The organism is Photobacterium sp. GB-210 (genome assembly GCF_003026075.1).
Lineage (GTDB): Bacteria > Pseudomonadota > Gammaproteobacteria > Enterobacterales > Vibrionaceae > Photobacterium.
In genome coordinates this window covers 232,182-245,786 of record NZ_PYNU01000003.1, presented here as the reverse complement: position 1 = coordinate 245,786, position 13,605 = coordinate 232,182, and the positions used below count along the sequence as shown (strand labels likewise).

Annotated in this window: 9 protein-coding genes and 7 tRNA genes; 1 reads left to right on the top strand and 15 read right to left on the bottom strand. The window is 42.5% G+C overall.

Features of this window, described 5'->3' with window-relative positions:
* Positions 1-20: 20 nt before the first annotated feature.
* The 13 genes from C9J38_RS08275 to pncC all read right to left on the bottom strand — a co-directional run bounded on the left by C9J38_RS08275 (position 21) and on the right by pncC (position 8,695).
* Positions 21-97 (bottom strand) — tRNA-Arg (locus tag C9J38_RS08275).
* Between the two features lie 50 nt (positions 98-147).
* Positions 148-224, bottom strand: a tRNA-Arg gene (locus tag C9J38_RS08270).
* Positions 225-325: 101 nt separating this feature from the next.
* Positions 326-417: transfer RNA gene (locus tag C9J38_RS08265), tRNA-Ser, on the bottom strand.
* Between the two features lie 48 nt (positions 418-465).
* Positions 466-542 (bottom strand) — tRNA-Arg (locus C9J38_RS08260).
* 62 nt (positions 543-604) lie between these two features.
* Positions 605-696 (bottom strand) — tRNA-Ser (locus C9J38_RS08255).
* Positions 697-744: 48 nt separating this feature from the next.
* Positions 745-821 (bottom strand) — tRNA-Arg (locus C9J38_RS08250).
* A gap of 53 nt (positions 822-874) precedes the next feature.
* A tRNA-Ser gene (locus tag C9J38_RS08245) sits at positions 875-966 on the bottom strand.
* A gap of 248 nt (positions 967-1,214) precedes the next feature.
* The gene (csrA, locus tag C9J38_RS08240; RefSeq protein ID WP_005371488.1) at positions 1,215-1,412 is read right to left on the bottom strand and encodes a carbon storage regulator CsrA; all 198 of its coding nucleotides are present in this window, start codon (positions 1,410-1,412) and stop codon (positions 1,215-1,217) included.
* Between the two features lie 86 nt (positions 1,413-1,498).
* Positions 1,499-2,683 carry an aspartate kinase gene (locus C9J38_RS08235; protein WP_107206644.1) on the bottom strand — a complete coding sequence of 395 codons (1,185 nt, stop codon included), beginning with the start codon at positions 2,681-2,683 and terminating at the stop codon, positions 1,499-1,501.
* Between the two features lie 16 nt (positions 2,684-2,699).
* On the bottom strand, positions 2,700-5,324 hold the full coding sequence (gene alaS / locus C9J38_RS08230) for an alanine--tRNA ligase (protein WP_107206643.1): 2,625 nt from the start codon (positions 5,322-5,324) through the stop codon (positions 2,700-2,702).
* Between the two features lie 289 nt (positions 5,325-5,613).
* Positions 5,614-6,843: a voltage-gated potassium channel protein gene (kch, locus tag C9J38_RS08225; protein ID WP_107206642.1), complete on the bottom strand. Its 1,230-nt coding sequence runs from the start codon at positions 6,841-6,843 to the stop codon at positions 5,614-5,616.
* A 185-nt stretch (positions 6,844-7,028) separates the two neighbouring features.
* Positions 7,029-8,078, bottom strand: coding sequence for a recombinase RecA (gene recA / locus C9J38_RS08220; protein ID WP_107206641.1), 1,050 nt, complete (start codon positions 8,076-8,078; stop codon positions 7,029-7,031).
* 125 nt (positions 8,079-8,203) lie between these two features.
* Positions 8,204-8,695 carry a nicotinamide-nucleotide amidase gene (gene pncC / locus C9J38_RS08215; RefSeq protein ID WP_107206640.1) on the bottom strand — a complete coding sequence of 164 codons (492 nt, stop codon included), beginning with the start codon at positions 8,693-8,695 and terminating at the stop codon, positions 8,204-8,206.
* A 237-nt stretch (positions 8,696-8,932) separates the two neighbouring features.
* Here pncC and mutS point away from each other — a divergent pair, with 237 nt between their 5' ends.
* On the top strand, positions 8,933-11,512 hold the full coding sequence (gene mutS, locus C9J38_RS08210; RefSeq protein ID WP_107206639.1) for a DNA mismatch repair protein MutS: 2,580 nt from the start codon (positions 8,933-8,935) through the stop codon (positions 11,510-11,512).
* A 117-nt stretch (positions 11,513-11,629) separates the two neighbouring features.
* Here mutS and rpoS read toward each other — a convergent pair whose 3' ends face one another.
* A complete protein-coding gene (gene rpoS, locus C9J38_RS08205) occupies positions 11,630-12,643 on the bottom strand; it encodes an RNA polymerase sigma factor RpoS (protein WP_107206638.1) in 1,014 nt (337 codons plus the stop codon).
* Positions 12,644-12,726: 83 nt separating this feature from the next.
* On the bottom strand, positions 12,727-13,590 hold the full coding sequence (locus C9J38_RS08200) for a peptidoglycan DD-metalloendopeptidase family protein (protein WP_107206637.1): 864 nt from the start codon (positions 13,588-13,590) through the stop codon (positions 12,727-12,729).
* Between the last annotated feature and the right edge of the window lie 15 nt (positions 13,591-13,605).

Here is a 13,605-nt window from a genome sequence, read left to right as displayed (position 1 = left end):
AGGCTTATCACTTTTAAAAATGGTGCGCGCGGGAGGATTCGAACCTCCGACCGCCTGGTTCGTAGCCAGGTACTCTATCCAGCTGAGCTACGCGCGCACTAAATCGGTGTAACAGCAACAAGCGTTAGGCTTATCACTTTTAAATAATGGTGCGCGCGGGAGGATTCGAACCTCCGACCGCCTGGTTCGTAGCCAGGTACTCTATCCAGCTGAGCTACGCGCGCACTGTTCTTTCTTAGAGAAAGATATTCCTTTGAGCTATAAAAGGAAATAGTGCAGTCGACAAACCTTACCTTGCGATAATCGTTGACGAAAGCAAAATAAATGGCGGTGAAGGAGGGATTCGAACCCTCGATACGGGATAAACCGTATACTCCCTTAGCAGGGGAGCGCCTTCAGCCTCTCGGCCACCTCACCACACAAATCGGTGTGAATAACAAGTTTACCACTCATCATCCTAAATAATGGTGCGCGCGGGAGGATTCGAACCTCCGACCGCCTGGTTCGTAGCCAGGTACTCTATCCAGCTGAGCTACGCGCGCACTGGGTGCTTCTCGCTAAAGAAACACCATATTGATATCAACAAGGTTGCCATCAATAATAATGGCGGTGAAGGAGGGATTCGAACCCTCGATACGGGATAAACCGTATACTCCCTTAGCAGGGGAGCGCCTTCAGCCTCTCGGCCACCTCACCACACAAATCGGTGCGAATAACAAGTTTACCACTCATCACTCTAAATAATGGTGCGCGCGGGAGGATTCGAACCTCCGACCGCCTGGTTCGTAGCCAGGTACTCTATCCAGCTGAGCTACGCGCGCACTAAATGCCTTAATGGCTAACTTATCTTATCAAGATAAAACAAGTTGAAAGATGGCGGTGAAGGAGGGATTCGAACCCTCGATACGGGATAAACCGTATACTCCCTTAGCAGGGGAGCGCCTTCAGCCTCTCGGCCACCTCACCGTCTTTCGGGGGCTCATATTACTGTCAGCCAAAAATAAGTCAATCACTTTATTGATAAAAAATGACAATCACGAACCGCATGCGTACTTAATAATCAATGAGGTAATTTATACAACGTAAGCGTTGAATTATTCACTTACTTTTAACTTAATGGGGCCTGTAATTACTCGCGATTAAATAAATATTTAAACGCATTCATTTATTACAAATACAAAAAAGGCCTAGTTTTATACCAGACCTTCTTCAAATTAATAGTTACCAGAACCCTGAGAGTCTGTTTCTTTTTCCGCTTGAATTCGCATATAAATTTCTTCGCGGTGAACAGATACTTCTTTAGGTGCATTAACACCAATACGTACTTGGTTACCTTTAACGCCTAAAACAGTTACGGTCACTTCATCACCGATCATTAGGGTTTCACCTACGCGACGTGTCAAAATTAACATTTATGTGCTCCTTGAGTCATCTCAATCTTATAAGAATTTAACGTTTACTATCCAATATTATTTACGACTTCGTAAATAGCCACTGCTCAAGAAACAGCGAGATATGATTGATTATCCAGACTTTGGCCGTCAACCACAAACCTTTTATGGATTAAATCTACAGCAGCGACATGATCATCATCATTAATTAACAAAGATAAACATTGTTTGTCACTCTGGTAAGTATGCACTTTAATGTTAGCCTCCTTTAACACCTTTTGAACTGAATCCAAATAGTGTTCCGTGTTATCTCCTACTAAGGAAAGAATGGAGACCATACCAATATGGCGCATTTTACTATCAAAAACTAGCTTCAAGCGTGCAATATCATCATTTACAACAACTATTTGTGATTTATTCTCATCACTTGCATGAGCAATAATCCACGCAGTTCCACCAAATAATGCTAAATGTTTGCTGATCTCAGTTTCTGGAAGCGCTATTTCAAGCAACGCATGTTGATTTTGTAACGCGATACCAATAATAGTTGATGAAACCATACTATCAAAATTTACTAGCGTCCCTTCACTATCATCAAAAGAAGAAAGTACACGAAGTGGAACGCGATGCTGGCAAGCATACTCAACAGATTGTAGCTGTAGTACTTTCGCACCCAAACGAGCCATTGACGTCATGTAGTCAAAATGAATGACATCGAGTCGTATTGCTGTAGGAACAATTCTTGGATCGGTAGAATAAACGCCATCAACATCAGTAAAGATCTGACATTCGTCTGCATCTAACGCACTTGCAATCGCTACTGCGGTGGTATCAGAACCACCGCGCCCCAATGTCGTAATATTGCCATCAATATCACGACCTTGAAAGCCAGCGACAATAACAATGTTATCGTCGCCAAGTAATGCGGTTATTCGCTGCGTTTCAACTTCACGAATAGTGGCATTATTAAATGCATTATCTGTTCGAATAACAACTTGATCAGCGATCAACGATACCGCACTGTAGCCACGTTTATTCAATGCCATGGCTAACAAGGCAATTGACACCTGCTCTCCCGCTGCAAGCAATACATCTAGCTCACGCGGTGTTGGTATTTCGTCTATTTGCTTAGCTAAACCTAATAAACGATTGGTCTCCCCTGCCATCGCAGAAAGAACAACGACAACTTGATGGCCTGACTGGCGTGCTTTTATCACACGCTCAGCCACCGCTTCAATTCGCTCTATTGAGCCAACCGATGTTCCACCAAATTTCTGCACTAATAGTGCCACATTACCTCTCCAGTAATTACAGTTTATCAGCTAGCCATGGTGCAACGGTTTCTAGTGCTGCAGGTAATGCTGCAGCATCTGTACCACCAGCTTGCGCCATATCAGGACGACCACCGCCCTTGCCGCCAACTTGTTGAGCAACTAAGTTAACGAGTTCACCCGCTTTAACTTTGCCAATAAGATCTTTTGTTACACCTGCAATTAAGCCTACTTTGTCGTCGCTTACATTACCAAGTAGAACAACACCACTGCCTAGCTGATTTTTAAGTTCATCAACCATGCCACGAAGTGCTTTATTATCTGCGCCATTAAGTTTTGCGATTAAAACTTTAACGCCATTAATCTCTTGTGTTTGATTGATAAGTGTTGCGCCTTCTTGTGCCGCTAACTTATCTTTTAATTGTTGGATCTCTTTTTCAAGTTGCTTGCTGTGCGAAACTAATGCTTCCACTTTGCTTACAATTGATGCTGAATCAGATTTCACTAGACGAGCAGTCTTAGCTAGCATTACATCTTCGTTATGCATCGCTTCAATTGCCGCAGCGCCTGTTACCGCTTCGATACGACGAATACCAGCCGCGATACCGCTTTCAGATAGGATCTTAAATAGACCAATGTCACCAGTGCGAGTTGCGTGAATACCACCACAAAGCTCAGTTGAAAACTCACCCATGCTTAGTACGCGTACTTCATCATCGTATTTCTCGCCAAATAGTGCCATTGCACCTTTCGCTTTCGCCGCTTCGATGTCCATAATATTGGTTTCAATCGCATGGTTAGCACGGATTTGGTCGTTAACCATGGTTTCTACAGCGCGTAGTTGTTCTGGTTTAACGGCTTCTAGATTAGAGAAATCGAAACGTAGACCATCAGCTTTGACTAATGAACCTTTCTGAGCTACATGCTCACCCAAAATGTTACGCAGTGCTGCGTGCATTAGGTGTGTTGCTGAGTGGTTTAGGCTGATTGCTGCACGGCGCGCTGAATCTACAGACGCTGTTAGTTTTTGACCAACAGTTAGTGTACCTTCAGCAACTTGACCTTTATGACCAATTGCTGCACCAAACTTTTGCGTATCAGCAACGTTGAACAGTACACCTTCAGCAGTAAGAATACCGCTATCACCACACTGACCACCTGACTCTGCATAGAATGGTGTATTCGTGAGTACGACTAGCGCCTCTTCACCTGCATTTACGCTATCAACAGCAACACCATCACGGTATAGGGCAACAATTTCACCTTCACCGTCTGTTGCGCTGTAACCACAGAATTCTGTTTCAGCATCAACTTTGATTGCTGTGTTGTAATCAACACCAAAGTTACCCGCATCACGAGCACGTTGACGTTGTTCTTCCATTGCCGCTTCAAAACCGTCTTCATCAATAGTGAAGCCACGCTCACGAGCAACATCATTGGTTAAATCAGCAGGGAAACCGTACGTATCGTATAGTTTAAATACTGTTTCACCATCAAGCACTTTACCGTCTAAGTTATCGAGTGCTTCGTTAAGAATTGTCAAACCTCGGTCAAGAGTACGACCAAAGTTGTCTTCTTCAATCTTTAGAACTTTTTCTACTAGTTCTTGCTGTGCTTTTAGCTCTTCACCAGCGGTACCCATGATCTCAGCAAGTGGACCTACAAGCTTGTAGAAGAATGCACCTTGTGCGCCTAGCTTGTTACCGTGACGCACTGCGCGACGGATAATACGACGAAGTACGTAACCACGACCTTCGTTTGACGGCATAACACCATCAGAGATCAAGTAAGCACATGAACGGATGTGGTCAGCCACAACGCGTAGTGATTGGTTAGACAGATCGTCAAAGCCGATCACTTTCGCCGCTTCTTTGATTAGCGTTTGGAAAATGTCGATTTCGTAGTTTGAGTGTACGCCTTGCATAATTGCAGCAATACGCTCAATACCCATACCGGTATCAACAGAAGGCTTAGGTAGCGGTTCCATTGTACCGTCAGCTTGACGGTTGAACTGCATAAATACGTTGTTCCAGATCTCGATGAAACGGTCACCATCTTCTTCTGGTGTGCCAGGACGTCCACCCCAAATGTGATCACCGTGATCGTAGAAAATTTCTGTACATGGACCACAAGGACCTGTATCCCCCATCTGCCAGAAGTTGTCAGACTCAAAAGGCTTGCCACCTTTCTTATCGCCGATACGCACGATACGATCAGCTGGAATACCTATTTCTTTGTTCCAGATTTCAAATGCTTCGTCATCGGTTTCATAAACAGTCACAACCAAACGATCAGCTGGCAGTTTAAGAACAGAGGTTAAAAATTCCCAAGCGTATGCAATTGCATCATGCTTGAAGTAATCGCCAAAGCTGAAGTTACCTAACATTTCGAAGAATGTATGATGACGCGCTGTAAAACCTACATTTTCAAGGTCGTTATGCTTACCACCTGCGCGTACACAGCGCTGAGCCGTTGTCGCTCGCGTGTAGCTGCGCTTTTCTAAACCTAAGAAAACATCTTTAAATTGGTTCATACCCGCGTTTGTGAACAACAATGTTGGGTCGTTCGCAGGTACAAGAGAGGAGCTTTCCACTATTTGGTGGCCTTTGCTCTCGAAAAACGCAAGATACGCACGGCGGATCTCATCAGTGCTCATGTACATTGGCAAATCCTGAATTAATGCTTTATTGAAAGACAGAAAATCATACTTATGTGATCTTCCTCCTCGCCTTTTTGGGTATGAAAAACATACTTTAGTTAAAAGGTCGAGCTGAGTAATCGAACTAAGATAAATTTTTTGGGGGCTATTGTAAAACAACGGCAGCAATAACTGAAAATGTTATATGGGAAAATGCATTAAATAATCCGATTATTTAATGCATTTGGTAGGTGATAGCTCAGGATTGAATGAGACGTTCGCGTAATTTATGAGATAAACACTTTTCGGCTACCTATTTCGAGATCTCTTTTGCTGATAAGCCTTGAACAGAGTTAAGAAGTGAAGAAACGATCGAATCACTATCAATACTTTCACCATTTAACACCCGCGCTAAAATATCACTAGCAAATTGCTGCGGTGAAATCACAATATCAGGATTCACACTTTTCACTTTATTAATATTTTTACTGTCATTTACCAATGCAACCGTACGTGCACTGCTTTCTAATTCAATCGCTGACAGCACAATAAAAGCATTATCAGCATCGTCATCACTTAATGCGAGCACCGCTTTTGCATTCATGACACCGGCTTGAGTTAAGATCTCACCGTCGCTGTAATCCCCCACTACAACATCTAAATCTTCAAGTAAATCCTTCGCTGCTTGTTGAGTCCGAGGAGATACGATCACGGTGATTGGTTGTTTACGAGAAGACAGTTGCTTTATTGTATTGATTGCAAGGCTAGATAAGCCACAAATAATAAAATGATTAGTTCTATTCATTTTTTTAGTATTACCTTTAACAAGTCGCTCAAAACCACTATGAACAACAGGACCTAATACTGATGTCGCCGATGTAGCAAAGACCGTGATACCAGACACTATGACTGAGATAGTAAATAATCGTGCAGGCTCCGAAACGGGAACAATATCACCATACCCCACTGTCGACATAGTTTCTATCGCGTAATAAAACGCGGTCAATAATGAGGTAATTTTAGGGTCAAAACCATCTCCAAAATACAGCGCACCATAGGTTGACGTGAGCATTAACGTGATCACGCTGATCAACGCAAAAATACTACCCGCAGCAACACTGCTTCTTGAAAAATGGCGACGAACTAGAAATAAAATTAATAAAGAAATTAAGCCATAGTGAATATTATAGGTCTGATCAGGGTGGATATGCGCGGTATAAAGCGTATCGATGATCATTAAAGTGAAACTGATCATCCACGATATTCGAGCTCTAAAAAAGAGTCCAATAGAGCTTAAAGCTATAAATACACCCAGCATGAAATAAGGCGCGTTAGTTAAAAAACTATGGTTAATTTGCTCATAATCTTTCACATTAAAGATCGCGATCAAATCAATCGGTAAACCATAAATAGTATGGAAAATTAAACCGCTATTAACCAATACAAATAATGCGACAAAAATATGCCTAATACTATAGAGCCATAACGCGAAACGCTTAAAAATGCGTCCTGTCCAATGTAATAACGAAAAACCGTCTTTCACTTTCTATATACCTATTAAGCGATATCAATGAGTTACCGTTATAGCTTAGTAAAAAATAACGTTCATTTATATTAAAACAAAATACAACACTAAGGAGGATCTAATTTTCATTCTATAACTAAAATACACCAGATATAAAAAAACCCAATCCTAGGATTGGGTTTCTTGATACGAATTAACGTAATTTAGAATGCTTCGTCTTCTTCAATATCACTATTTTTCTCGTCAACTTGATCACCCTCAGTCACAGGTGTTAGTAGCAAGTCACGTAATTTTTTCTCAATTTCTGCAGCAATTGCAGGGTTTTCGACCAAGTACTTACAAGAGTTTGCCTTACCTTGACCAATTTTATCACCTTGGTAACTATACCAAGCACCCGCTTTTTCTACTAACTTATGCTTAACACCCAAATCAATGAGCTCGCCGTTACGGTTGAAACCTTGACCATAAAGAATTTGAGTTTCAGCTTGCTTAAACGGTGCTGCAATTTTGTTTTTAACTACTTTAATACGTGTTTCGTTACCAATAACTTCGTCTCCTTCTTTGATTGCGCCAGTACGACGGATATCAAGACGAACAGAAGCATAGAACTTCAGTGCATTACCACCAGTAGTCGTTTCAGGGTTACCGAACATCACACCAATCTTCATACGGATTTGGTTGATGAAGATACACATACAGTTTGACTGCTTAAGGTTGCCCGTTAACTTACGCATCGCTTGTGAAAGCATACGTGCTTGTAGACCCATGTGTGAGTCGCCCATTTCACCTTCGATTTCAGCTTTAGGTGTTAGAGCAGCCACTGAGTCAACAACGATTAAATCAACCGCGCCAGAGCGAGCTAATGCATCACAAATTTCAAGCGCTTGCTCACCTGTATCTGGCTGAGAAACTAATAGCTGATCGATATCAACACCTAGCTTCTGCGCATAGATAGGATCAAGTGCGTGTTCAGCATCGATGAAAGCACAGGTTTTTCCTTTACGCTGAGCTGCTGCAATCGTTTCAAGGGTTAAGGTTGTTTTACCAGATGATTCTGGACCGTAAATTTCTACAATACGTCCCATCGGTAAACCACCAGCACCGAGTGCAATATCTAACGATAATGAACCAGTTGAAATGGTTTCGATATCCATAGTACGGTTATCGCCCAACTTCATGATTGAACCTTTACCGAACTGCTTCTCAATCTGGCCTAACGCTGCGGCAAGAGCCTTTTGTTTGTTGTCGTCCATTCGACTCTCCAACGGATGCTAAAATGAAATGAGTGAAGTATTTCTATGCCGCCTAGTATACTGTCTATTCATACAGTGTCTATAGATGATCATAATTTTTTTGTTAAATGTGCATTAGCCTTGTGCTACTCCACCACACTTGATGCTCGTTCAAGCATGACAGACAATGCCTTAGCAATCGCTTGTAATCGTATATTTTTTCGATCGCCTTCAAAGTGGCAACACGTTGTTTGTCGCCAACCCGTTACATCAGCCCAACAAAACCAGACAGTACCGACAGGTTTTTCTTCACTGCCACCATCAGGGCCAGCAATGCCACTGATCGCCACACTGATATCTGCCCGTGAAGCCGCTAATGCGCCACAAGCCATTTCAAATACCACAGCTTCACTTACCGCACCAAATTCTGCTAACGTCGCGCTAGAAACACTTAACATTTCTTGCTTTGCTTCGTTGCTATAGGTAACAAACGAGCGATTAAACCAAGCAGAGCTGCCCGCAATTTCAGTGATCGCATAAGCAACACCACCTCCAGTACAAGATTCCGCTGTCGTTGCAACCCAATTTTTATTTTTTAATGCCTGACCTAAATCTGTCGCAAGTTGTTCTATATTCATTTTTATTTGCTCCTTGCTAGCGCTATCAACGTGAAATGCTCTCGATTTTTCGTTTCATAATACGAATTACAATTTCTTTCTCGACTTTACCCCTATCTAAGGCTAATGCAAATATCTAAAAAAACGTATTTCGCTACTTTGCCCTATAGCCAGATTCACGTATCCTTAGCGATCAAATATTCATGGGTCATGCTGTTATGTCGGCATGACCACGTTCAAGCAAGAGTAGGCAATATCGTGACGATAAAAGGCTTAGAAAAACATACACCTATGATGCAGCAGTTCTTAAGAATCAAAGCTGAGAACCCTGATATATTATTGTTCTATCGCATGGGTGATTTCTATGAAATGTTTTTTGATGATGCGAAACGTGCCTCTCAACTGCTTGATATTTCGCTAACCAAACGTGGCTCAACCAATGGCGAGCCTATTCCGATGGCCGGTGTGCCTTACCATGCGGTTGAAGGTTATTTAGCTAAATTGGTTCAGCAAGGTGTATCTGTTGCGATTTGTGAGCAAATTGGTGATCCGGCTACCAGTAAAGGCCCTGTTGAACGTAAAGTCGTGCGTATCGTCACGCCAGGTACGGTCAGTGATGAGGCGTTACTCAACGAGCGACGTGATAACTTAATTGCCGCTATCTATACTGCAAATAATAAATTTGGCTACGCAACATTAGATATTACCTCTGGTCGCTTCATGCTCACAGAGCCAAACAGCGAAGAAGAAATGCAGGCTGAATTACAACGTACTAGTCCTGCTGAACTACTTTATCCTGAAGATTTTACCTACCTACATTTAGTAGAACCGTTTAAAGGCAAACGTCGTCGCCCTATTTGGGAGTTTGAATTAGATACCGCGCGCCAGCAACTCACTCTGCAATTTGGTACCCGTGATTTAATCGGCTTTGGGGTTGAGAATGCGGAGTTAGGGCTATGTGCGGCTGGCTGTTTAATGCAATATGTCAAAGACACCCAACGTACGGCATTACCACATATTCGTGCGATCACTTTAGATACTAAAGATCATGCGGTTATCTTAGATGCTGCGACACGTCGTAATTTAGAGTTAACGCAAAACCTTGCCGGTGGCTACGATAACACACTAGCTGCCGTCCTCGATCAAACCTCAACGCCGATGGGGAGTCGTTTATTAAAACGCTGGCTTCACCAACCTATTCGCGATCAAAAACAATTAAATGGTCGCCTAGATGCCATTGAAGCATTTAAAAATAGCGGCATGTTTGTCGATGTATCGGGCGTCTTGCGTCACATGGGTGACTTAGAACGTATTCTTGCGCGTCTTGCATTACGTTCAGCACGTCCACGCGATTTAGCACGCATGCGAACAGCAATGCAGTATCTACCAGAACTTGCTGAATTATTAGCGGAAATACCCCAAACACGCATTAACGACTTAGCCACTCACGCAGCGCCGATGGACGAGCTATGTGAATTACTTGAGCATGCCATTATTGAAAATCCACCGGTTATCATTCGTGATGGTGGCGTTCTTGCACCGGGTTATAACGCAGAACTTGATGAGTGGCGTGATTTAGCAGATGGCGCAACTAAATTCTTAGAAGAATTAGAAGCCAGTGAACGCGAACGTCACGACATCGACAGCCTAAAAGTGGGCTTCAACCAAGTACACGGTTTCTTTATTCAAGTAAGCCGTGGTCAAAGTCACTTAGTACCAAGTCATTATGTTCGTCGCCAAACACTGAAAAACGCAGAGCGTTACATCATCCCTGAGCTTAAAGAGCATGAAGATAAAGTCTTAAATTCTAAATCAAAAGCACTCGCTCTTGAGAAGAAGTTATGGGAAGAACTGTTTGATAAGCTATTGCCTCACCTTGAACAACTGCAAAATGCAGCAAGTGCATTATCAGAGCTTGATGTATTAACCAACCTTGCTGAACGTGCTGATAGCCTTAATTACTGTCGCCCTGAGTTAATGACAGAAACAGGTATTGAAATCACAGCAGGTCGTCACCCTGTCGTTGAGCATGTGCTAAGTGAACCGTTCATTGCCAACCCTATTTCGCTTCATCAAGACCGTCGTATGTTAATCATCACGGGTCCTAATATGGGTGGTAAATCAACCTATATGCGCCAAACCGCATTAATTGCGTTAATGGCGCATGTTGGCTCTTTTGTCCCAGCTGAGGCGGTAAAAATTGGTCCATTAGATCGCATCTTTACCCGTATTGGTGCCTCTGATGACTTAGCATCAGGTCGCTCAACTTTCATGGTTGAAATGACAGAGACGGCAAATATCCTTCACAATGCGACCAAGCAAAGTTTAGTCTTAATGGATGAAATTGGTCGTGGTACCAGTACTTATGACGGCTTATCGCTGGCATGGGCAAGTGCGGAATGGCTCGCTGATAAAATCTCAGCCATGACACTCTTTGCGACTCATTACTTTGAATTAACCGAGCTGCCATCACTGTTAACAGGGCTAGCTAACGTTCACCTTGATGCCGTTGAGCATGGTGATGAAATCGCCTTTATGCATGCTGTACAAGAAGGTGCCGCAAGCAAGTCTTATGGTTTAGCGGTAGCGAGCTTAGCTGGGGTGCCTAAGACGGTGATTAAACGCGCTAAGATCAAACTACAGCAATTGGAGGCATCAGGTCACCAACAAGCTCTGCAACCTAGCGAGATCACAACGGGCGCACCTAAAGAAGAGCATCAATTAAGTTTGATCCCAGAGCCGAGTGAAGTAGAAGAAGCTTTAGCAAACGTTAATCCTGATGAGTTAACACCACGTCAAGCACTTGATGAGCTCTATCGTTTAAAGGCGCTGCTTTAATTAAACAACATTAAAATCAGATACAAAAAAGGACGCTGAAGCGTCCTTTTTTATTACTTTAAATTCATTACTGGCTCTTAAAAAGTGATTTAAATAATTGTTAAAGCCATATTAAATCTAAACTTCTTGATTAAATAGTGATTCGATATTTAATCCTTGATGAGTCAACATATCACGCAAACGTCGTAAGCCTTCAACTTGAATTTGACGTACTCGTTCACGGGTTAAACCAATTTCTCGTCCCACATCTTCTAATGTTGATGCCTCATAACCTAATAGGCCAAATCGACGCGCTAACACTTCACGTTGTTTAGGGTTGAGTTCTTGTAACCAGTGAACAATAGAGTTTTTTATATCATCGTCTTGGGTTGATGATTCAGGACTGCCACCTTTCTCATCAGGAATAATATCAAGCAGTGCTTTTTCAGAATCCCCACCGATCGGATTATCGACCGAGCTCACACGCTCATTTAAGCGCAGCATACGGTTCACATCATCAACCGGTTTTTCCAGTTGTTGAGCGATATCTTCTGCCGTTGGCTCATGATCCAACTTTTGTGCTAATTCACGTGCTGTACGTAAATAGACATTGAGCTCTTTAACGACATGGATTGGCAGCCGAATAGTACGGGTTTGATTCATGATAGCCCGTTCAATCGTTTGACGGATCCACCATGTGGCATAGGTAGAAAAACGGAATCCACGCTCGGGATCAAACTTCTCAACCGCGCGGATCAGGCCTAAATTACCTTCTTCGACTAAGTCGAGTAACGCAAGTCCTCGGTTACTATAACGGCGTGATATTTTAACCACTAAACGAAGATTACTTTCAATCATACGTTTACGGGCGACTTCATCGCCTCTTAATGCGCGTCGTGCATACAATACTTCTTCTTCTGCGGTAAGTAAGGGCGAATAGCCAATTTCACCGAGATAGAGTTGAGTTGCATCCAGTGCTTTTTGAGTGGACTCATATTTGGCAAGTTCAGCATCATCTGTATCATCGGTTACAGGTGATGCTGCGGTAGTTTCAGAACTATCATCAGCAGACGTAGGTGCTGGTACATCAATATCCAGTTCTTCGTCTAAAGTGAATGAATCAAGGTTTGTGGCTGTGCTGCTTCTACTCATAGCGCCTCCCAGATGGCGAGTTAGCAAGACATTACAACTTCATCATGTCATCTCTTATTACTGCATCATTGATCTTTCACTTTTTACTTCGGTAAATAACGCATCGGATCGACGGATTTACCCTTATAGCGAATTTCAAAGTGTAGCCTTACACTGCTAGCCCCAGTGCTTCCCATGGAAGCTATCTTTTGCCCAGCTTTTACTTGTTGTTGTTCTTTTACGAAAATTTTGTCGTTGTGTGCATAAGCACTTAAGTAGTCTTCACCATGCTTAATAATGACTAAATTACCATAACCCGGTAGCGCATCACCAGCATATACAACAAGACCTGCGGCAGTCGCCTTAATAGCTTCTCCTCGCGTACCTGCAATATCAATACCTCTATTGCCGTTATCTGAATTAGAAAAACCAGCAATAATTTTCCCTTTTACAGGCCAAGCCCATTTAGATGTTGCTGAACTTGTACTTGGCTTAGTTGTTACAGGTTTGTTAACTTTTGAGTTTTCAGAGTACTCTTTTGGTTTTGGCTGTGCAACCGTTTTATTGGTTGTTTTTTGCTCTGGTTGTTTAACAACTGGCTTTTTCGGTGTTGTTGGAGTGGTATTTACAACAGGAGGCTTGACCACAACAGGAGGCGTTGAAGAACTATATGATGAACTATTACTTCCACTAGAGAGCACTAAACGCTGGCCTGGATAGATAATATAAGGCTCTGATAGATTATTGATTTTCACAATATCTTTTACATTTTGCCCCGTAACATAGGAAATAAAATATAACGTATCTCCTTTCTTTACCGTGTATGAATTTCCTTTAAAACTACCACGCTCTAATTGTGAGTAATCTTTGCTGAGATTGGCAACCGGTGCTGGTGTATGACTACTACAAGCTGATAGCAGGATCATACTCGTCACCGCTAACAAGGAAGGTTGAATTATTTTTTTCATCATACACTCTGTATT

Excerpts from the sequence above, each read along its gene's own strand:
- pncC (WP_107206640.1), bottom strand. The coding sequence starts at position 8,695 with ATGAATATAGAACAACTTGCGACAGATTTAGGTCAGGCATTAAAAAAT.
- alaS (WP_107206643.1), bottom strand. The coding sequence starts at position 5,324 with ATGTACATGAGCACTGATGAGATCCGCCGTGCGTATCTTGCGTTTTTC.
- rpoS (WP_107206638.1), bottom strand. The coding sequence starts at position 12,643 with ATGAGTAGAAGCAGCACAGCCACAAACCTTGATTCATTCACTTTAGAC.
- csrA (WP_005371488.1), bottom strand. The coding sequence starts at position 1,412 with ATGTTAATTTTGACACGTCGCGTAGGTGAAACCCTAATGATCGGTGAT.
- C9J38_RS08200 (WP_107206637.1), bottom strand. The coding sequence starts at position 13,590 with ATGAAAAAAATAATTCAACCTTCCTTGTTAGCGGTGACGAGTATGATC.
- recA (WP_107206641.1), bottom strand. The coding sequence starts at position 8,078 with ATGGACGACAACAAACAAAAGGCTCTTGCCGCAGCGTTAGGCCAGATT.